Source organism: Methylobacterium sp. V23 (assembly GCF_002917135.1).
Taxonomy (GTDB): Bacteria; Pseudomonadota; Alphaproteobacteria; order Rhizobiales; family Beijerinckiaceae; genus Methylobacterium.
Genome location: NZ_PDHT01000006.1, coordinates 200,289 through 219,562 on the forward strand (window position 1 = coordinate 200,289; position 19,274 = coordinate 219,562).

General features: G+C 72.4%; 21 protein-coding genes and 1 tRNA gene. 9 read left to right on the forward strand and 13 right to left on the reverse strand.

Annotated features, from left to right (window positions below):
- Position 1 precedes the first annotated feature (1 nt).
- Complete coding sequence (locus tag CRT23_RS08530) at positions 2–190, reverse strand: hypothetical protein (protein WP_055952781.1); 189 nt, start codon at positions 188–190, stop codon at positions 2–4.
- Between the two features lie 118 nt (positions 191–308).
- On the opposite strand from CRT23_RS08530, the gene CRT23_RS08535 reads away from it, so the two are divergent.
- The 4 genes from CRT23_RS08535 to CRT23_RS08550 all read left to right on the forward strand — a co-directional run bounded on the left by CRT23_RS08535 (position 309) and on the right by CRT23_RS08550 (position 2,085).
- Complete coding sequence (locus tag CRT23_RS08535; protein WP_103709341.1) at positions 309–812, forward strand: peptide deformylase; 504 nt, start codon at positions 309–311, stop codon at positions 810–812.
- A gap of 145 nt (positions 813–957) precedes the next feature.
- On the forward strand, positions 958–1,473 hold the full coding sequence (locus tag CRT23_RS08540; protein WP_103709342.1) for a hypothetical protein: 516 nt from the start codon (positions 958–960) through the stop codon (positions 1,471–1,473).
- Positions 1,470–1,775, forward strand: coding sequence for a hypothetical protein (locus tag CRT23_RS08545; RefSeq protein ID WP_103709343.1), 306 nt, complete (start codon positions 1,470–1,472; stop codon positions 1,773–1,775). The genes CRT23_RS08540 and CRT23_RS08545 overlap by 4 nt, the downstream gene beginning before the upstream one ends.
- Positions 1,776–1,836: 61 nt before the next feature.
- Positions 1,837–2,085, forward strand: coding sequence for a hypothetical protein (locus CRT23_RS08550; protein ID WP_245436062.1), 249 nt, complete (start codon positions 1,837–1,839; stop codon positions 2,083–2,085).
- A 9-nt stretch (positions 2,086–2,094) separates the two neighbouring features.
- On the opposite strand, the gene CRT23_RS08555 is transcribed toward CRT23_RS08550, so the two are convergent.
- The 10 genes from CRT23_RS08555 to CRT23_RS08600 all read right to left on the reverse strand — a co-directional run bounded on the left by CRT23_RS08555 (position 2,095) and on the right by CRT23_RS08600 (position 8,489).
- Complete coding sequence (locus CRT23_RS08555) at positions 2,095–2,304, reverse strand: hypothetical protein (RefSeq protein ID WP_055953771.1); 210 nt, start codon at positions 2,302–2,304, stop codon at positions 2,095–2,097.
- A 299-nt stretch (positions 2,305–2,603) separates the two neighbouring features.
- Positions 2,604–3,278 (reverse strand): HAD family hydrolase, encoded by a 675-nt coding sequence (locus tag CRT23_RS08560; RefSeq protein ID WP_103709344.1) that lies wholly within the window; start codon positions 3,276–3,278, stop codon positions 2,604–2,606.
- Positions 3,279–3,383: 105 nt separating this feature from the next.
- Entirely contained in the window at positions 3,384–3,671 is a 288-nt protein-coding gene (locus tag CRT23_RS08565; RefSeq protein ID WP_103709345.1) for a hypothetical protein, read from the reverse strand.
- Between the two features lie 206 nt (positions 3,672–3,877).
- The gene (locus tag CRT23_RS08570; protein ID WP_103709346.1) at positions 3,878–4,393 is read right to left on the reverse strand and encodes a DUF2934 domain-containing protein; all 516 of its coding nucleotides are present in this window, start codon (positions 4,391–4,393) and stop codon (positions 3,878–3,880) included.
- 154 nt (positions 4,394–4,547) lie between these two features.
- Positions 4,548–4,808: a hypothetical protein gene (locus tag CRT23_RS08575; protein ID WP_055953768.1), complete on the reverse strand. Its 261-nt coding sequence runs from the start codon at positions 4,806–4,808 to the stop codon at positions 4,548–4,550.
- Between the two features lie 101 nt (positions 4,809–4,909).
- Positions 4,910–5,311 carry a hypothetical protein gene (locus CRT23_RS08580; RefSeq protein WP_055952760.1) on the reverse strand — a complete coding sequence of 134 codons (402 nt, stop codon included), beginning with the start codon at positions 5,309–5,311 and terminating at the stop codon, positions 4,910–4,912.
- Positions 5,308–5,739: a hypothetical protein gene (locus tag CRT23_RS08585; RefSeq protein ID WP_103709347.1), complete on the reverse strand. Its 432-nt coding sequence runs from the start codon at positions 5,737–5,739 to the stop codon at positions 5,308–5,310. The genes CRT23_RS08580 and CRT23_RS08585 overlap by 4 nt, the downstream gene beginning before the upstream one ends.
- Positions 5,740–5,990: 251 nt before the next feature.
- Entirely contained in the window at positions 5,991–6,446 is a 456-nt protein-coding gene (locus tag CRT23_RS08590) for a hypothetical protein (protein WP_103709348.1), read from the reverse strand.
- 43 nt (positions 6,447–6,489) lie between these two features.
- The gene (locus tag CRT23_RS08595; protein WP_103709349.1) at positions 6,490–7,746 is read right to left on the reverse strand and encodes a class I SAM-dependent RNA methyltransferase; all 1,257 of its coding nucleotides are present in this window, start codon (positions 7,744–7,746) and stop codon (positions 6,490–6,492) included.
- On the reverse strand, positions 7,743–8,489 hold the full coding sequence (locus CRT23_RS08600; RefSeq protein ID WP_103709373.1) for a TlyA family RNA methyltransferase: 747 nt from the start codon (positions 8,487–8,489) through the stop codon (positions 7,743–7,745). The genes CRT23_RS08595 and CRT23_RS08600 overlap by 4 nt, the downstream gene beginning before the upstream one ends.
- A gap of 247 nt (positions 8,490–8,736) precedes the next feature.
- Here CRT23_RS08600 and CRT23_RS08605 point away from each other — a divergent pair, with 247 nt between their 5' ends.
- A complete protein-coding gene (locus CRT23_RS08605; protein WP_103709350.1) occupies positions 8,737–10,284 on the forward strand; it encodes a CHAD domain-containing protein in 1,548 nt (515 codons plus the stop codon).
- A gap of 178 nt (positions 10,285–10,462) precedes the next feature.
- Here CRT23_RS08605 and rlmB read toward each other — a convergent pair whose 3' ends face one another.
- Positions 10,463–11,290 carry a 23S rRNA (guanosine(2251)-2'-O)-methyltransferase RlmB gene (gene rlmB / locus CRT23_RS08610; RefSeq protein ID WP_082513047.1) on the reverse strand — a complete coding sequence of 276 codons (828 nt, stop codon included), beginning with the start codon at positions 11,288–11,290 and terminating at the stop codon, positions 10,463–10,465.
- A 152-nt stretch (positions 11,291–11,442) separates the two neighbouring features.
- Here rlmB and CRT23_RS08615 point away from each other — a divergent pair.
- A tRNA-Glu gene (locus CRT23_RS08615) sits at positions 11,443–11,518 on the forward strand.
- Between the two features lie 534 nt (positions 11,519–12,052).
- Here CRT23_RS08615 and CRT23_RS08620 read toward each other — a convergent pair.
- Complete coding sequence (locus CRT23_RS08620; protein WP_103709351.1) at positions 12,053–13,081, reverse strand: AraC family transcriptional regulator; 1,029 nt, start codon at positions 13,079–13,081, stop codon at positions 12,053–12,055.
- Positions 13,082–13,601: 520 nt separating this feature from the next.
- Here CRT23_RS08620 and CRT23_RS08625 point away from each other — a divergent pair.
- The 3 genes from CRT23_RS08625 to CRT23_RS08635 form a co-directional block, all read left to right on the forward strand.
- Positions 13,602–15,407 (forward strand): ShlB/FhaC/HecB family hemolysin secretion/activation protein, encoded by a 1,806-nt coding sequence (locus CRT23_RS08625; protein ID WP_103709352.1) that lies wholly within the window; start codon positions 13,602–13,604, stop codon positions 15,405–15,407.
- 13 nt (positions 15,408–15,420) lie between these two features.
- A complete protein-coding gene (locus CRT23_RS08630; protein ID WP_103709353.1) occupies positions 15,421–19,035 on the forward strand; it encodes a GLUG motif-containing protein in 3,615 nt (1,204 codons plus the stop codon).
- Positions 19,036–19,044: 9 nt separating this feature from the next.
- Positions 19,045–19,274 (forward strand): hypothetical protein (locus CRT23_RS08635; RefSeq protein ID WP_146056350.1); only part of this gene is annotated, 230 nt, incomplete at its 3' end.

The window sequence follows — 19,274 nt, forward strand, 5'->3', positions numbered from 1 at the left end:
CTCAGCGCGTCAGCCAGAAGGACTGGCCGATGCCGCTGAGCGACGCGTGGAAATGCGTGACCAGGACGATCGCCCAGAGCATGCCGAGGATCGTGGTCAGGGCGACGAGGATGACCTCGCCGGAATCGCGCAGCCGCAGGAAGCGGTGGGCTGCTCGGGGGGATTGGGTCTCGCCGCGTTGTCGTGCCATTCCGTCTCCGGGTCGGGCCTGGGGTCCGGCCTGAAGGCCGCAAGGCACGGGCCAGCAACCCGCTTCCCGGCCGCCCTCGCGCAACCGTGACGTCCCACCCCGCACCGGAATCGCCCTCGTGTCCGCCCCGTCCCTGCTGATCTATCCCGATCCCCGCCTGCGGCGCGTGGCGACCCCGGTCACCGCGTTCGACGAGGCCCTGCGCGACTCGGCCCGCGCCCTCGAGGCGGTAATGCTGGCGGTCTCCGCCCTCGGGCTCACCCTGCCGCATATCGGCCGAGCGCAGCGCCTGGTGCTGCTGCGGATGGAGCCCGGCGAGCCGGTGACCGCCTACGTGAACCCGGAGATCGTCTGGGCTTCGCCCGAGCGCGGACCGCAGCAGGAGGGTAGCGTCTCGATGCCGGGGGTGATGGACGTGGTCGACCGGGCCGTGCGGGTCCGGGTGCGCTACCGCGACCTCGACGGCGCCGAGCACGTGGAGGAGGCCGAGGGCTTCCGGGCGGCCTGCCTGCAGCACGAGATCGACCAGCTCGACGGGATCTTCTGGATCGAGCGGCTCTCCCGCCTGCGCCGGGACCGGGCGATCAAGCGCTTCGGCAAGCTGCGCCGGCCCGGTGCCTGAGCGGGTGTGGGACCTGCGACGGATTTGCCGCCATGCGGCGGAATGGCCGCGAGCGCGTTATAGCGTGGCGGTCCGACCCGCTTCCGAGAGCCGACTCCCGGAGGGCGTCCCGCCGCTTGCGCTCGTTCCCGCCGAGATCCTCCCGATGCGTTCGATCCGCCCCCTCCTGCTCGTCCTGGCGATCGCCGGCGCGCTGCAGGCGACCGCGCATGCGGCCACCGTTGCGCCGGCCGCCGCCGCGCCGGCGCCCGCGCCGGTTCCGGCGATCGGATGCGCCTCCCTGGCGAACCTGCGGCTGCTCCTGCGTGAGAGCAAGGACGTGGTGGCCACCGTCGTGGCGCGCCTCAACGACGACAAGGCCGACCATCTCGGCTGCCAGATCGTTCCGCGCGACGCGGTGGCGGGCATCGCCGAGCACCTCACCCTCAACGGCAGCGCCTACGATTGCCTGACCCTGCGCAGCACGAGCGTTTGCCAATGGGTCGTCGCCGGCACCGTCAAGCCCGCCGGGGCCACGGCGAAGCCGCGGACGGGCGAGAAAACCAAGGCGTCCGACAAGGCCTCGAGCTCCGACAAGACATCGAATTCCGAAAAGACATCGAGCTCCGACAAACCAGCCCCGTCCGACAGATCCGCCGCACCGGAGAAGAGCCGCCGATGACCCGACCATTGCGCGCCGGCCTCCTGGCCCTCCTGCTCGGGCTCACCGCCGGCACCCGTGCCCACGCACAGCCGGCCGAATCCACCGACGTCGTCGCCTGCAAGACCCTTGTGGCGCTGCGGGTCCTGATGGCCGCGGGTGATCGGGCTGCCACGGAGGCGGCCCTGCCGCAGCATCCGGAGTGCCGCCGGATCGCACGCGCACGCATCGGCGCCGCGGAGCACCGCGCCATGATCGGCGGCGCTCCGTTCGAGTGCCTCAGCGTGGCGAACGAGACGGCGTGTGCCTGGGTGCTGCCCTGAGTGGCACACCGAGCGATTTCACCATCACGACAACGGGGGCAACAGGATGCGGAAGACAGGGATGTGGCGTGGGCCGGCGCTGGGATTGACGCTCTCGGCCATCGCCTCGGCGGCGCTGGCGCAGGGGGAATCCACACCGATCCAGAGTCCGCAGGATGCGGCCTGCCGCACGGAGGCGCGCAACCGGGTGTTCTCGACACCCGATCCGAAGGGGCTCGGCCTCTACGCGATCGGCCGCCAGATCTACTTCGCGTGCATGAAGCGGGCGCAGCCGGGCACGCGTGGCCGGGAGCGGGCGCGCGCCTCGTAGGCGGCGCAATCAGACGCTGAGGGGGGCGCCGATCCGGGCACGGAGGACGTGCCGAAGGTTCTCGTTGTCGTTGGTGTCCGCGTCGAGGGCGGCCATCAGGCGGAGCAGTCGGCTGATCGGCGTGGTGCGGTCCTGGACCGCCGCGTCGATGAGCGCCCGAAGGGGAGCCGGCTCGCTGGCCGGGATCGTTTTCAGGTTCGTCTGGGCCGGCTGGGGCATGGTCCGCGGATCCGTGGCGTGATCAGGCGCGATCACGGGCGGCTCGCTACGCCATCAACGCACCCGGCGCCAGGGTTTTTTGCCATCTATCCATAGCCGGCACGCAATCCTGCCCTGCAGGACGGAACAAACCGGGATTAGGCGGGAAATGTGTGGATCGATGCAGATCCCACGCGTCGCGTGGCGGGGTTGTCACCGGGCCTGTCCGAATCGACAGGTCCGGGGCCGGGATCGGGTGCGAACAGCACCGGGCCTCGATACCCGGCTCGGTTCAGAACGCCCGGATCACCCCCTTCCCGTCACCGGGCCAGCGGCGAGGCAGCGTAGCCGTCGAGGAGATCCTGCGGGTCCTTGTAGAGGGCGATGCAGCCGGCTCCCTTCAGATCCGCCTCCGGGAAACCGCCGCAGAGCACCCCGATGGTCGGCAGGCCGGCCTTCTGCGCGGCGTCCGCGTCGTAAGGCGTGTCGCCGATCACCACGGCCTCGGCCGCCGTGATGGGGGCAAGCTTCTCGAGGGCGGCCTGGAAGATGTCGGGGAAGGGCTTCGAGCGCTCGACGTCGTCGGAGCTCACGACCACGTCGGTGAGGTCCTCGACCTTCATCAAGCTCTGGTAATGCTCCACCTCCTTGGCCTTGCCGGAGGAGGCCAGGGCGATCGTCAGGCCCTGGTCCTTCAGGTGCTCGAACAGGGCCCGGACGCCGGGAAAGGGTTTCACCTTCGCGAGATAGTTGCGCTTGAACAGGTCCGAGCGGTAGGCCTCGATCGTCTCGCCTTCGCGCTCGATCCGCTCCGCGTCCAGGAAGACCGGCAGCAGCTGGTCGCCGCCCTTGCCGATCTGGCTGCGGGCCTGGTCGTGGCTGACGGTCACGCCGAAATGCGCGAAGGCATCGACCCAGGCCTGGGCATGGAGGTCGACGCTGTCGAGCAGGGTCCCGTCGATATCGAAGATCACCGCCCGTACGGTCTTGGTCATCGCGTCATCCCGCCTACACAGCGCGCCGGCGAACAAGCCGGCGCTCCGTGGGCGAACGGATGGCTCCCCGGGCTGTTCCGCGGGACGGCGCGATTCGGCGCCGGATCAGCGCGGGAAGATCTGCAGGCCGTCGTCGGGCAGGAGGTTGCGGGCCGGGCCGCCGGTCTGCTGGCCCCGGCCCTGCTGGTAATAGGGCAGCTCGGGACGGCGGTCGTTGTCGCCGCCGGAATCATACTCGTAGGGCCGGCTCCAGGGGGCGCGTCCGCCGACGCCGCCGGTGCTGTCGACGTCGATCACGGCCGGGCCCCCGCGCAGGATGACCGGACCCGCCAGGGCGGCGAGCGGCAGGCCGGCCATGCCGAGGGCCAGAAGGGTCGCGATCGTCGTCTTCATGGAAGCCTCGCCTGGGGATGCGCGCGGTTCCGGGGCCGCGGCCACGGGACCAGATCTGGCCAGACAACGGTCAAGGTTGTGCTTCGTTCCGGCTTCGCCCTGGCGGGGGTCGCCGCGGCGACCAGCAGAAAGCCCGCCCCACCGGTCCGGTGAAGCGGGCTCTGAGTCGTCCGGTGGCGGGGCCGGAAAGCTCCGGCCCGCGTGCCTCAGTGAACGGTGGCGACGCTTTCGACGGCGCGGCCGCGAGCCGGGGCCCGCGGAGCCTTTGCGACGGCAGACTTGGCGACGGCGGCCTTGGCCACAGCGGCCTTGGCCACGGTGGCCTTCTCGGCGGCGGGCACCTTGGCAGCGGCGGTCTTGGTCACGGCGGTCTTGGCAGTTGCGGTCTTGGACGCGGTCGTCTTGGCGGCGACGCTCTTCACGGCGGCCGGCTTGGCGGCCTTCGTGTCGGCAGCGGCCTTCGCCTTGGTCTCGACCTTGGCGCCCGCGCTGCGACTGCGGCTCGGCTTGGCCTTCAGGGTCTCGGCGAGCACGGCGGCCGGGCTGGCCAAGAGGGTCACGTCCGCGGTGGCGGCCTGGATCACCTCGACGCCCATCCGCGACGGGGTCAGGAGCTCGATCTCGGCGCGCAGCCAGTGCGCCTCCGCCTGGCCGAACACGCGGCCCTCGTCTTCCCAGATGTAATAGGCGCGCTCGCGCACCTGCTGCTCGAAGGGCTTCATGGTCTCTCCTCGTCCGATCGGTCCGACGTCCCGGGCGAGGATGAAACCGGATGGTTAAGCGGGCGTTAATCGCCCCGGCTCGGCGCAACTGCGTGATCCTGGGGGCTCAGCACTTGGCGATCCTGGGGGCTCAGCCCTTGGCGATCCTGGGGGCTCAGCCCTTGGACAGCCGCCGGGCATTGGCCCGGACCTTCCGCCGGTAGCCGGCCACGACCCCAGCCGTGGAGCCGCCGGTGGCGATCAGCAGGGCGGCCTCGTTGGCGGCCATGATCTTCTCGGTGACCATGCGTTGGGCCTCGGCCTGCGCCGCGGCGCCGCCCAGGGACAGCTTGGCGAGACGCAGACCGATGACCTGCTGCGACTCCATGGCGAGCAGGGTCGCGTCCATGCCGAGCTTCCACCAGGAACCGAACATCTGCATCCACTCTCGAAACCGGTCGCGCCGAGCCACCGGAGCGGCTCGGCCTCAGGGAAAGGGTCCCACCCCCCGGATGGGGGATGCGGGCACCCTCAGGCTCAGTCGAAGAGGCGGTTCTTCGCGCCGGAGCCGCCGAGGCTGATCTTTTTGGTGCCCGATCCGCCGAGGCTGATCTTCTTCGGTGGGGCCGCGGCCGGGCTCGGCGTCGCCGGGCGGGCCGGCTTCAGGCGCGACTGGCCGTAGACTACGGACCCGATCTCGTCGGCGACGCGCACGAGATCCTCGCGCTCGCAGGCCCGGGCGACCCGCAGGCCGAGCTGGTGCATGTGGCTCTTGCCGTAGAGGTAGACCGCGAGGCGCGCGCGCGTCGTCGTGGACATCGCCTCCAGGATTTCCGGTAGGTCGTCCTCGTCCGCCCGATAGACCTGGCCGAGGAGTTCGAGGGACACCGGGCAATCCGGATCGGGGACGGCGCCGCTGGTCGGGTGAGCCTGCGTCATGGGGCATCTGCCTGTGCTAGGGGCGGAGGGGGAACGGCCGGTGAATCGGCCGCGAGGGGCGTGAGGCCGCCCGCGTCGGGGCGGACGGGCGGTGCCGCGATCGGCACCGTGGACGGTGGCACGGCCGCGAGGCAGCCGCTGCAGACGGAGGCGATGGCGATGCGGGACCGTGCCTCGGCCCGCTGCCAGACCGCTTCGCTGCGGGCCCGCGCCGCCTGGGCCGCGGTGTCGTCGAACGCGTCGGCCCCGCCGGCGCCGAGGCGTGCCTCGCCGCCGGGGCGGATACGGATGAACAGCGGTTCCTGCCGAAGTTCCTGAGACCGAAGTTCCTGAGCCCGAACCGACCCCGCCGTCGAAACCCCGATAGCAGGCGCGAGGGCTGTCAGGCTACCCGCGATCGCCAGGGTTGCGGGAAGGTATCGGTGCATCGGCTCCTCGGTGGGACATGCGAGCGCTGGAATCCGCCATGCCGGCTGCCATCGTTCGACCGAACATGGTTAACGTTGTCTGAAGCGAACCGGATGCCGCAGCGGCAGCGCGTCCGCTCGACCGTCGGCGCCCGGGCGGCCTAACAGGACGCCATGGAACCGAACGTCTACCTCCTGATGGCCGCAGCCCTCCTGTATTCCGGCTACATGGTCATCGCCATGCGCTCATAGGCGCGCCTCGCGGGCGCGTCCTAGCGGCGCTCGTCGCGCTCGATCACCGCGCAGGCGGTGACGGGCGCTTCGCGCGTTCCCGAGAGCGAGCAGGTGACGAGGACCTTTCCGGCATCGACGTTGCTGTGCCGGGTCGTGGCGGCGGCGGTGCGGGCGGTGCGGGCCGCCTGCGCCAGCTCGTCCGCCGCCAAGCCCGTGACGGCGTGTCCGGCGCGTCCGAACAGCTCGAAGTAGCCTGCGGGCAGCGGCGTGCCCCGGAACTGGACGCCCGTGGCCGAGAGCTCGCCGCAGGCCAGCGTCATGCCGATCCCGTCGGGGGCGCTGAACTCCGCAAAATCCGCCGTCCGCTTGACCAGGGTGGCCTGGGTCTCGGCCACCACCCGATCGATGAGGTCGCCGCAGGAATCCGCCGCGGCAGGTCCGGCGAGGGCGAGGAGGCCGAGGGTCGCGGTCAGGGTGGGGAAGCGTGCGCGCATGCCCCTCACCTAAGGGCGGCCCGGCGGTTGTCGAGCGCTGCGCCTACAGCCGCTTGCGGGGCGGGCGCGGACGGCGGAACACCCCGACCATCTCGAGATGTCCCGAATAGGCGAACTGGTCGACCGGGATCACCCGCTCCAGGGTGTAGCCGCCCGCCACCAAGGTCGCGGCATCCCGCGCGAAGGTGCCGGTGTCGCAGGCGACGCCGATCACTAGCGGGACCTTCGATTCGGCGATCCGGGCCGCCTGCGCCCCGGCGCCCGCCCGCGGCGGATCGAAGACCACGGCGTCGTAGGTGTCGAGTTCGAGGGGCAGCAGCGGCCGGCGGAACAGGTCGCGGCGCTCGGTGGTGACCCGGCGCAGGCCCGGCACCGCCCGCACCGCCCGGTCGAGGCTGGCCAGGGCCGCCGCCTCGCCCTCCACGGCGTGGACGTCCCGGGTGCGCGCCATCGCGAGGCTGAACGGCCCGCTGCCGGAGAACAAGTCGACCACCCGCTTCGTCTTCTTGTCGAGGGCCGCGACCACGGCCGCGGTCAGCACGGCCTCGCCGGCCTCCGTGGCCTGGAGGAACCCGCCGGCGGGCGGCACCAGCCGGAGGCCCGAGGTGGTGACCGCCGGGGCCCGGCGCTCCACCAGCACCTCCCCGTGCAGCGAGAGGCGGGCCAGGTCGAGTTCGCCCGCGAGGCGCACCAGCGCAGCCCGAACCCCCTCGGCGGCGGGGCCGTGCCCGCGGATATCGACGTCGAGGCCGGCCTCGGTGGCGGCGAAGGCGACGTCGAGGGGCTTGCGGCCGTGCCCGAGCGGCGCACTCAGGGCCATCGCCACCTGGGGCGCCCGGTGCAGCGCCGGCACCGTGATCGGGCAATGGTCGATGGCGACGAGGTCGTGGCTCCGCGCGGCCATCAGCCCGGCCTGCGCCTGGCCCTCGATGGCCCGAACATGCAGGGTGAGCCGCCGCCGCCCGGCCCCGCGGGCATCGATCAGGGGTTCCGGCGTACCATCGAGCCCGGCATGGGACAGCGCCTGGACCAGATGATCGTGCTTCCAGGCGGCGTAGGGCTCGGGGGCGAGGTGCTGCACGGTGCAGCCGCCGCAGGTGCCGAAATACGGGCAGAACGGCGCGATCCGATCCGGGGAGGCGTGCAGGAGGTCGACGAGCGTCCCGCGCGTTCCCGCGCGCAGCACCGTGACGCGCTCCCCCGGCAGGGCCAGGGCGACGGCGGTGCCGTCCTCCGCCAGCCCGTCGCCGCGCGCGCCGAGGCGGCGGATCTCCAGGGTCTCGGTGTTCGGCTCGGTCATGGTCGTGGGTCCAGGCGCGCCCCGATCAGGAACTCGCGGTTGCCGTCGCCGCCGGCGACGGGTGACGGGATGAGGCCGAGGATCTCCAGGCCCGCGGCCTCGAGGGCGGCGCGGATCTCGGCGCAGACGGCGTCGTGGATCGCGGGGTCGCGGACGATGCCGCCGCGCCCGACCCGGTCGCGCCCGGCCTCGAATTGCGGCTTGATCAGCGCGGCGAGGGCGGCACCGGGGGCCAGCAGCGGCAGGAGCGCCGGCAGGATCAGCCGGAGGGAGATGAAGCTGACATCGATGGCGCAGAGGTCCGGGGCCTGCGGGATCGCGGCGCGGTCGAGGCTGCGGGCATCGGTGCCCTCCAGGCTGGTGACGCGGGTGTCGGCCCGGAGGGAGGCGTGGAGCTGGTCGCGCCCCACGTCGACGGCGTAGACGTGCGCGGCGCCCCGCGCCAGCAGCGCGTCGGTGAAGCCGCCGGTCGAGGCCCCGACGTCGAGGCAGACGCGCCCCGCCGGGTCGAAGCCGAAGGCGTCGAGGGCGGCGTCGAGCTTCAGCCCGCCGCGGGACACAAAGGGATGGGGCGCGGACGCCTCGAGGCGCGCGTCGCGGTCGAGGAGGTCGGAGGCCCGCGTCACCGGCTGGTCGTCCGCCCGCACGAGGCCCGCCGCGATGGCGGCCTGTGCCCGGGCCCGGCTCTCGAAGTGACCTCGCTCCACCAGCAGGCGGTCGGCTCTCAGCCGCTCCCGAATCATCACCACGCCCAACGAGTCTCGTTCCCGCCGGCCCCGGCCGGTTCCTCCCGCTACACCACTCGGCGTCGGGGGCGAATGAAAATCGTCACGATTTCAGTCGCGCGTCCGGGTCGCCCTGCGCCATAACCGACGCCGGTGGCTGCTGATTCCGCACGGAACGGTTGCTGCGGGCCGGGCTTGTCCCGATCGGTAGGGGCCCGCCGCCCCGTCGCGGACGACGGGTCGGGGCCGAAACTTGGGACACATCATGGTCGCGCCGCGTGAGATCGAGTTGAAGCTGGAATGCGAGGGCAGCGACCTCGCGGAACTGAGCCGCCACCCGTTCCTGCAGGCGGAAGCCTCGGAGGAGTCTCGCTTCCTCACCTCGACCTACTTCGACACGGAGGCCGGCGACTTGCGCGCGGCCGGGCTGACCCTGCGCGTCCGCCGTGACGGCGAGGCGTTCGTCCAGACCGTGAAGGTCGCCGCCGCCACCGCTGGCCTGTTCGACCGCGCGGAATGGGAGGCGCCCGTTGCCGGGAACGTGCCCGACCTCGCGCAGGTCTCCGAGACGCCGGTGCCGGACGTGCTGGCAGCTGCCGAGGCGCCCGAGCTGTCCCCCGCCTTCGCCACCCTGGTGGAGCGGCGCAGCCGGATGGTGCGCTACGGGGCCTCCCGCATCGAAGTCGCCTTCGACGAGGGTCGGATCGAGACCCCGAACGGCGACGCGCCCCTGTGGGAGCTCGAACTGGAGCTGAAGGAGGGCCGGCCCGAGGACCTGTTCACCCTGGCCCAGGCCCTGGCCGAGACCGTGCCGCTCCGCCTCGGGGCGCTGAGCAAGTCGGCCCGGGGCTTCAGCCTGCGCGACGGAACCCTGCGGCGCCCGAGCAAGGCGCGCCCGGTCACGCTGGCGCCGGACGGCACGGCGGGCGAGGCCTTCCGCGCCATCGCCTTCGCCTGCCTGTCCCACCTGCGCCGCAACGAGGACGTCTTCCTGCACAACCGGGATGTGGAGGCCCTGCACCAGCTGCGGGTCGCCCTGCGCCGCCTGCGCTCGGCCTTCACCCTGTTCAAGCCGGTCCTGGCACAGGACACGATGGCCGCGACCCTGCGCGACGAGATCAAGCGCATCACCGAGCCCTTCGGCCACGCCCGGAACCTCGACGTCTTCCTGGCCGAGACCCTGCCGGCCGAGATGGCCCGTCGCCCGGACGAGGCCGGCCTCGACGACCTGCGCCGGCGCCTCGAAGCGGAGCGGGACCGCGCCTATGACGGCGTCCTCGCCACCCTCGAATCGCAGGAATGGCGCGGCCTCGTCCTCGACGTCGCGGCCTGGCTCGAGACCGGCGGGTGGCGCACTGGACCGGCCGCCGCGGACCGCGACGGGCCGGCCGGCGCCTTCGCCGCCCAGGTGCTCGACAAGGCCCTGCGCCGCATCCGCAAGCGCGGACGCCACCTCGACCGCCTGGAGCCCGAGGAGCGCCACCGGGTCCGGATCGAGGCGAAGAAGCTGCGCTACGGCGCGGAGTTCTTCGCGAGCCTCTTCCCCGAGAAGAAGCGGCGCAAGCGCCACAAGGCCTTCGTCTCGGCCCTGTCCGACCTGCAGGACCATCTCGGCAGCCTGAACGATCAGGCCACCGCCCACACGGTCCTGGCCAGCCTCGTGGCGGTGCCCGATCCGCAGGAGCTTCCCGGCGAGACGGCCTTCGCGGCCGGCCTCGCCGCGGGCGACAACGAGGCCGACGGCAAGACGCTGCTGAAGGCGGCCGCCGAGGCGCACGCGGATCTCGTGGCGGTCAAGCCGTTCTGGCGCTGAGTCGCGCGCCTCATATCCTCGCCGGTTGGTTCCTCCGCCGCCTTTCGCGCGGGTCCCCTCGCCTGGCGGGTCTCGACTCCGGGCGGCCCCCTTCTCCCGTTGGAAGAGGGGGGCGTTCCGACCGGACCGATCGAAGCGCTTCACCGGTCGCCGGATCGGCCGCCGCCGTGAGGGGGCCTTAGCCGCGGGGACTGAGGGCGTAGAGCGTGATGGCCGCGGCGTTCGAGACGTTGATGCTGCGGATCTCGCCGCTGAACGGGATGCGGGCCAGCACGTCGCAATTCTCGCGGGTGCGCTGGCGCAGGCCCTTGCCCTCGGCCCCGAGCACGATCACGGCCGGACGCTTCGGGCCGATGCTGTCCAGGGCGGTCTCGGCGTCGGAATCGAGGCCGATCCGGGTGAAGCCGCGCTTGCCGAGGTCGACCAGGGCGTCCGACAGGTTGCGGACCACGATCAGGGGCACGTGTTCCAGCCCGCCGGAGGCGGATTTCGCCAGCACGCCGGTGGCGTTGGGCGAGTGCCGCGCGGTGGTGATGATGCCCGCCACCCCGAAGGCGGCGGCGGTGCGCACGATGGCGCCGACATTGTGCGGATCGGTGATCTGGTCGAGGGCGAGGAGCAGCACGTCGTCGCCGAGCTCGTCGAGGTCCGGCCCCGGCAGCGGGTCGGCCTCGAGGTAGAGGCCCTGGTGCACGGCATCGGGGCCGAGCAGCGCGTTGATGGCGCTGGGGCGCACCAGCTCGGGATCGATCCGGAGGGTCCCGATCTCCTCGGTGAGCCGGATCATCGCGTTCTCGGTGGCGAGCAGCCGGTGCAGCTTGCGGCCCGCGTTGGCCAGGGCTTGGGCCACCGGGTGCCAGCCGTAGAGCACGACGTGGTCGCCGGAGGCCGCCGCGACGCTCGCCGCGCCCCGCTGGTTCTGCGGCGGTCCCCGCCGGAAGGGACCCCGCGAGAAGCCGGGCTTGGTCGTCCTCGGCCCCGGCGGGCCGTCGCGTCGCGTGGTCATGCAGTCAGGTCCGCTCTCCGGCCGCCTCAGGGGGCGGTCCGCGTGTCTCCCCGACAAACCGGCCGGGGCCGCATTCGTCAAGCCGCAAACCCGCGGCGATTCCCCCGTTGCCCCCGCGCCCGAAGCCGCATATAGAACCGCTCACCGCAGCGGCGCCCTTCGTCTAGCGGTCTAGGACGTCGCCCTTTCACGGCGAAAACACGGGTTCGATTCCCGTAGGGCGCGCCAGCGATTGTTACGGCTTAGCTTGTGCTTCAGCCCGGTGACCTGCGCTTGATCCCAATGTGTGTCGATGATGCCGTCGTGAGAGCGCTTGCTCTCGATCGGGCTCGTCGAAGCCGCTGATTGTCGCGTTCAGAGCAATTTCCCCCAATTCGTCGGTCGTCGTGGCGGCATGAGAGCGTCGTTCTCGTCCTCCGACGGCTCGCACCATCGGATCTCCGGCTCGTCCGTGCCGTTGAAGCGCTTCTTCCAGCAGCAAGACGTCGGCGTGAATACGCCCCTCTCGCCGCGCAGACCTCGTGCACCGTCGCGCGGTTCTGAAGCCTCCCACCGGACAAACGCGATCCGTCGATTCGAGACGCGATTGCGAGGCAGGGCACCCCCCCCGCCTTTGAGATGCCCGTGAAACCCGACGCGCGGCATGGGCCGGTTTGGTGGGTCGGGATCCGGTTCGTCTGATGTGCCGAACACGCGCCACCGGATTCGGCGAGGTTCGGCCCGACGTCAGCATGGATCGATACGGCCGCTCGAATCGCCGGGTCACAGCCGCTCCAGGAGCATTTCGATCTCCTGCCGGATGTCGGCACCCGAAATCGGATGACCGTCCCGAAGCAAGCCGGGCCGCATTTGGGCCGAGGTCATTCCGTGGAGATCCCGGAGCGCCCGGCGCAGCACGCGTGCATCCGTGAACCCGCTCGCGCGCGCCACCGCCTCGACCGAGCGCCCCGACCACGCCGGATCGCGAAGCAACCGCACGGCCCGGTCCGCCCGCCATCGGCGGATCGCCGCCGCCACGCCGCCCTTGGAGCGGAACGCGCGATACAGTCCGGCGCGCGACAATCCGAACTCCGCCGCCAGCCGCGCCGGGTCGAAGGCCGGGTCCATCGCGTGGCGCTCCAGATGCCGCCGAAGCTGCACGGCATTCGCATCCGCAGCCGGACGCCCTGCCCCACCCGGAGCCTCATCCGCGGTCCGAGCGGCCACGCAGGCCGCGATCACGCCGGCGACGCCGAGGCCCAGCGCCGCGCCGCCCGCCTCCGTCAGGCGCGGCGCCTGCGCCACGAGCTCGCTCAGCGTCGCCGACAGGAGGCGCGCCTCCGGGCTCCCGGCCGGGAACACCAGGCCGTCCACCGGACCCAGCGCGCCGACCCGCGTCGCCAGGAGGCGCCGCGGCAGGATGAGCGCCAGCAGGCGAAACGCCGAGATCCGGAGATGCATCGTCCGCTTGAGATCGAACATCACGCAGTCGCCCGCCTCGATCGCCAACGGGCGCCCCCCGGCATGCCCGCGGGCGCTGCCTTCGAGGAAGAGGTCGAAGATGAGGTGGTCGTAGGTCAGGCGCGACAGCAGCGCCCGGTCGCGCACCAGCGTCTGGGGCGAAGCTGCGATCTGAACGAGAACCACCTGGCCCAGCGGGTGCAGGTCGAGGCGGCCGGACAGCGTCCGGGTCTGCTCGGGGGTCAGGACTGGGACGGCGGAAGGGGCGAAGGCGTCGTGCCACGCCTCGGCCCGGGCGAGTGGGTCGGGATACGTCTCAGGGTCGAAGCGCAGGTGGCGGACGGTGGGCATCGTGGTCCTCGGCGGGCGAGGCCGGTGAGGGGCGCGCCGCGCGAAATGAATCCGTGTCGTCCGCGGCGAGAGCGGTCGATGCGTCTCGAAACCGTCGATTTCCGAGACGCATCGACCGACTCGGCTCCCCGCGACGTCGACTTATGTTGACATGGAACGGCACACCCTGCGAACTCTGCGATAGGGATGTACTGATATTGCGATCGTAAGATTATCGATATCGCAAATTCCAGGCTATAGCAATTTTTCCTATTCAGTCGATGTCCGGACGTTTTTACGCCGAGAACATGGATCAAGAAAATCAGAGGTCTTGGGAGTTCCGGGAATCATCAAATCCGGTCCGTCGTTGAACAAGGAGCGTGATGAACGCCGGTCATCGCGGGATCTACTGCGTCGAGGTTGCTTGGTGTCGAGAAGGCTTGGTCATGCGTCATCGCGTTGGAAGGTTCCTCGATCGCAGCCTGATCTCGATCGCGGTCGTGTGCGGACCGGGCGAGTGCTGAAGGGAAACGCTGCTGCCATGCCCAGCGCACGTCGCGCCCGCCTCGCGCTCGCCGCCCTGTGCGTCGCCGGAGGGCCGTTCACCGGATTCGCCCAGGCCCAGACCGCCTCGCAGATCACCCCGCCGTCGTTCAGCCCGTCCCTCCAGCGCAGCGGTGGCGGTCTCGCCATTCCCGAGGGCGTCGGGCCCACCGCGCCGGAGGGCGCCGAACGGCTCTCGCTGCGGGTCGGGCGCCTGCGCATCGAGGGCGGCACCGAGGCTCCTGACGCGCGCGCGGCCGAGCTCGCCGCGCGCCTGTCCGGCCGCACGGTCACCGTCGCCGACCTGTTCGCCGCCGCCCGCGACCTCGAACAGGCCTATGCCGCGCAGGGCTTGGCTCTGGTCCGCGTCGTCCTGCCGGCGCAGCGACTGCGCGACGGCGGCGCCGTGCGCCTGCGCGTCATCGACGGGCAGATCGAGCGCATCGACACCGCCGCCCTGCCGGGCGAGATCCGCGCCCGGGTCGCCGCCGTGCTGGCGCCACTGGTGGGACGCCCGGGCCTGACGCTCGCCGAGATCGAGCGCCGCGTGCTCATCGCCGGCGACACCCCCGGCACCGTGCTGCGCTCGACGCTGGCCGCCGGGTCGCGGGCCGGTGCCACCGTGCTGGCGGTCGAGGCGCGCTACAAGCCCGTCACCGGTCTCGTCTCCACCGACAACGTCCTGGCAGCGAGCCTCGGCACCTATACGCTGGGCACCGGCCTCGACCTCAACTCGCCCACCGGGAACGGCGAGAGCCTGTATGTCCGCGCCTCGGGTGCGCCCTACACCGGCGGCGCGCGCAGCTTCCTCGGCGGCGAGCCGCGCAACCGCGCGCTCTCCGTCGTGCTGATCCTGCCGCTGGGGATCGACGGGCTGACCCTGACCCTGGAGACCACCGACGCCCGCACCGCGCCGCGGGCGCGGCCCGGCACCCTCGGCATCGCCTCGGACTTCTCGCGCGCTTCGGCCCGGCTGCGCGCCCCCCTGATCCGCGCGCGCGCCGTCACCCTGAACTGGGAGGCCGCCTTCGACGCGCAGGCGGAGCGCGTCGATGTGATCACCCCGGTGGAGGCGCCGTTCAGCCTCGACCGCCTGCGCATCGCCCGCACCGGCGCCGACCTGGTCTGGTTGTCCCCCACCGAAGCCGTGGTCACCGCCCGGCTGTCCGCCGCGTTCGGCCTCGACGGTCTCGGCGCCCGCGCCGCGCCGCCGCCGGGCTCGGGCCGGGCCCCGTTGTCGCGCCAGGGCGTGCGGCCGGAGTTCCAGAAGCTGGAGGCGGCGCTGGCCCTGACCCAGCCCCTGGCCGAGCACCTCGCCCTCGACCTGCGCGCCCGCGCCCAGACCGCGTTCAACCAGGCGCTGCCGCGCTCCGAGCAGATCGGCCTGGCCAACCTTGCGGGGCTGTCGAGCTTCGATGCCGGCCTGTTCCAGGGCGACGAGGGGTTCGTCGTGCGCGCCGAGTTGCAGGCGCCGTTCGTCGTGCCGGTCACCCTGCCGTTCGGGCTGCCCTCGATCCCGGCCCAGCTCGGCAGCGGTCTCCCCTCGGGCGACACCACGCCCGGCGCCGTGGTGATCGCGCCCTACGCCTTCGGTGCCTTCGGCCTGACGCGCCAGCAGCGCCCCACCGCGCTGGAACGGGCGATGGTACGGGGCACGGCCTACGGCGCCGGCCTGCGGCTGGCCGCGGCCCCGGGCCTGAGCTTCACCCAGGCGGCGCTGAGCCTCGAACTCGGCCGGGCCGAGCGCTCGGACGGGCTGCCCGACGACACCCGCCTGACCTTCACCACCGCCCTGCAGTTCTGAGGCACCGATCGCCATGGCCCCTTCCGCCGCGCCCTGTGCCCGCGCCCTCACCCGCGCGCTGCTGGCCTCGACCGCCCTGGTCGGCGTCGGCCTTCCGCTCGGCCTGTCGCTCGGCCCTGGGCCGTTGCGGGCCGAGCCGCTGCCGCGCGGCGGGCAGGTGATCTCCGGCGGGGTGACGATCGGCACGCCCCAGGGTGGCGCCCTGGCGATCACGCAGTCGAGCCAGACCGCGATCGTCGACTGGCAGGGCTTCTCCGTCGGCCAGGGCCACTGCGTCGACATCCGCCAGCCGGGCGCGAACGCGGCGCTCCTGAACCGGGTGACCGGCGCCACGCCCTCGACCATCGCCGGGCAGCTCAACGCCACCGGACAGGTCTATCTCGTCAACCCCAACGGCGTGACGATCACCCGTTCGGGGCAGGTCAATGCGGCCGGCTTCGTCGCCTCCTCGCTCGGCATCTCGGATGAGGACTTCAAGGGGGGGCGGCGGCAGTTCCGCGGCTCGGGCGCCTCGGCGCCGGTGACGAACCACGGAGCGATCACCATCAGGCGCGGCGGCTACGCCGCGCTGATCGGCGGCAGCGTGAGCAATACCGGCACGATCTCGGTGCCGCTGGGCCGGGTCGGGCTCGGCGCGGGCGAGCGGGCGACGCTCGACCTGTCGGGGGACGGCTTCCTGCAGGTGGCGGTACCGACGCGGGGTCGGGGCCGCGGCGCGCTGGTCACGCATTCGGGCACGATCGCGGCCGACGGCGGCTCGGTGACGCTGTCGGCGGCGGCGGCACGGGACATGGCGCGGCAGGCGGTGAACCTGTCGGGCACGATCGAGGCGCGCTCGGTCTCGGGGACGAACGGCCGCATCACCCTGTCGGGGGGCGAGGGCCGCGTGGTCGTGGGCCCGACGGCGCGGCTCGACGCCTCGGTGGCCGGCGCCGAGGCGGGCGGGCGGGTGCGGGTCGCCGGGCGCCACGTCACGGTGGCCGGCACGGTGGACGTGTCGGGCGCGACCGGCGGGCGGGCGCGGCTGAAGGCGTCGGAGCATCTCGCGCTGTCGGGCCGGCTCCTGGCGGAGGGCCGCACCGGCCGGGGCGGACGCGTGGTGGCCACGGCGCCCGAGATCGCCACGCAGGCCGCGCGGATCGAGGCCTCGGGCGCGGCGGGCGGCGGCGTGGTGCGGGTCGGCGGCGGCCGGATGGGCCAGGGACCGCTGGCGCGGGCCGAGCGGGTGAGCGTGGACGCGGCGAGCGTGATCCGCGCGGACGCGACGCGGGCTGGCGTCGGCGGCGACGTCGTGGTGTGGTCGGACGGCGCGACGCGCTTCTCCGGCACGATCACGGCGCGCGGCGGGGCGGCGGGGGGCGACGGCGGCCAGACGGAGGTGTCGTCGAAGGGCGTCCTGTCCTACGAGGGCCGGACGGACCTGACCGCCGCGAAAGGCGCCTTCGGCACGCTGCTGCTCGATCCCTACGACGTCACCATCACGTCGGGCGCGCAGACCACCGGCGGCGGCTTCACCGCCACCGCCAACGGCTCGGTGATCAACGCCACGACGCTGCTGACGGCTTTGGGCTCGGCCAACGTGACGGTCTCGACCGGTTCGGGCGGCGGCCAGACCGGCGCCATCACCCTGGCGGCCTCCACGCCGCTGGCCTGGAACACCGGGGCGACGCTGACCCTGCAGGCGGCGGGCGCGGTGACGCTGAACAGCGCGATCACCGCGCCGGCAGGCGGGCTAACCATCGCGGCGGGCACTGGCACCTCCACGGCCACCACCGGCATCTCGGTGGCGCACTTCACTTGGGCCTCGGGCGACTGGGTGCAGAACGCTGCGACCCTGCCGGGCTTCGCGGCGGGCGACTTCCAGGTCGACGGCGGCTCGTTCCTGCGGGCTGCGGGCGGGGCGGGCACATCGGCAAGCCCGTACCGGCTGACCGACATCTACGGCGTGCAGGGGATGGGCACGTCACCGGCCTACCGGGCGGCGAACTACCGGCTCGCCGGCGACATCGACGCCGCGGGCACCGCGGCCTGGAACGGCGGCGCGGGCTTCGCGCCGGTGGGCGACGCCCGCGCCGCCCCGTTCACGGGCTCGTTCGACGGGGCGGGGTTCACCGTCACCGGACTGACGATCGCCCGGCCGAGCCAGAACTATGTCGGTCTGATCGGCAATCTCGACGGTGGCACGGTGACGAACCTCGGCCTGGAGGGCGGCCGTATCGCCGGCGGCTCCAACGTGGGCGGGTTGGTTGGCCGCAACGCCGGCACGGTGAGCGACGCCTACGCCACCGGAGCCGTCACCGGCCGCGGCGGAGTAGGCGGGCTGGTTGGCCTCAATGACGGCACGATGAGCAACGCCTCCGCCACGGGAGCCGTCACCGGCGGCGACAACGGAGTAGGCGGGCTGGTCGGCTTCAACTATGGCACGGTGAACAACGCCTACGCCACCGGGGCCGTCACCGGCAGAAGCTCCAACGTGGGCGGGCTGATCGGCGTCAATGCCCGCCAGGTGAGCAACGCCTACGCGACCGGGGCCGTCGCCAGCAGCGGCTCCTACCTGGGCGGGCTGATCGGCTTTAATGCCGGCACGCTGACGAACACCTACTGGGACACGGACAGCACCGGGACGATGAGCGGCGTCGGCAGCAGCTCGTCCCCGGGCGCGATCGGGCTGACCACGGCGCAGGCGCGCGCCGCCTCGAACTACGGTGGCTTCGACTTCTCCACCGTCTGGTACCAGGCCGGGGACCTGCGCCCGATCCTGCGCTCGGAAGCCGCGCCGGCGGTCGGCGGCGTGAGCGCGGTGTCGAACCTGCACCAGCTGCAGCTGATGGGGGCCAACCTCGCGGGCCGCTACCGGCTCACCGCGAACATCGACGCGGTCGCGACCAGCACCACGGCGGCCTCGTCGGGCATCTGGGGCACCGGCGGCTTCGTGCCGGTGGGGGAGAGCACGAGCAACCCGTTCACCGGAAGTCTGGACGGGGCGGGCTACACGATCACCGGGCTGACCATCACCCGGCCGAGCCAGAGCTACGTCGGACTGTTCGGCATCATCGGCAGCGGCGGCCGTGTCGGAGACTTCGGACTTGTCGGCGGCAGCGTCTCGGGCAACTCCGCCGTGGGCGGCCTCGTCGGCCAGAACGGCGGCACGGTGATCCAGTCCTACGCCACCGGAAGCGTTACGGGCGGAGCGAAAGCCCCCAGCGTGGGCGGCCTCGTCGGCGTGAACGACAGCGGCGGCACGGTGGCGCAGTCCTACGCAACCGGAAGCGTCTCGGGATCCGGTGACTACGTGGGCGGCCTCGTCGGCCACAACAGCGGCACGATAAGCCAGTCCTACGCCACCGGCAGCGTCACGGGCTCCTTCTACGTGGGCGGCCTCGTCGGCTACCACAGGGGCACGGTGAGTGAGGTCTACGCCACCGGCCGCGTCACAGGCTCCTCCTTCGTCGGCGGCCTCTTCGGCGGCAGCATCGGCGCGCTGACGAACGCCTACTGGGACACGGACAGTACCGGGATGACGAGCAGCGGCGCCGGCTCGTCCCCGGGCACGACCGGGCTGACCACGGCGCAGGCGCGCGTCGCCTCGAACTACGGTGGCTTCGACTTCTCCACCGTCTGGTACTAGGCCGGGGACATGCGGCCGATCCTGCGCTCGGAGGCCGCGCCGGCGGACACCAGCGGCGTGGTCGCGGTCTCGAACCTGCACCAGCTGCAGCTGATGGGGGCCAACCTCGCGGGCCGCTACCGGCTCACCGCGAACATCGACGCGGTCGCGACCAGCACCACGGCGGCCTCGTCGGGCATCTGGGGCACCGGCGGCTTCGTGCCGGTGGGGGAGAGCACGAGCAACCCGTTCACCGGAAG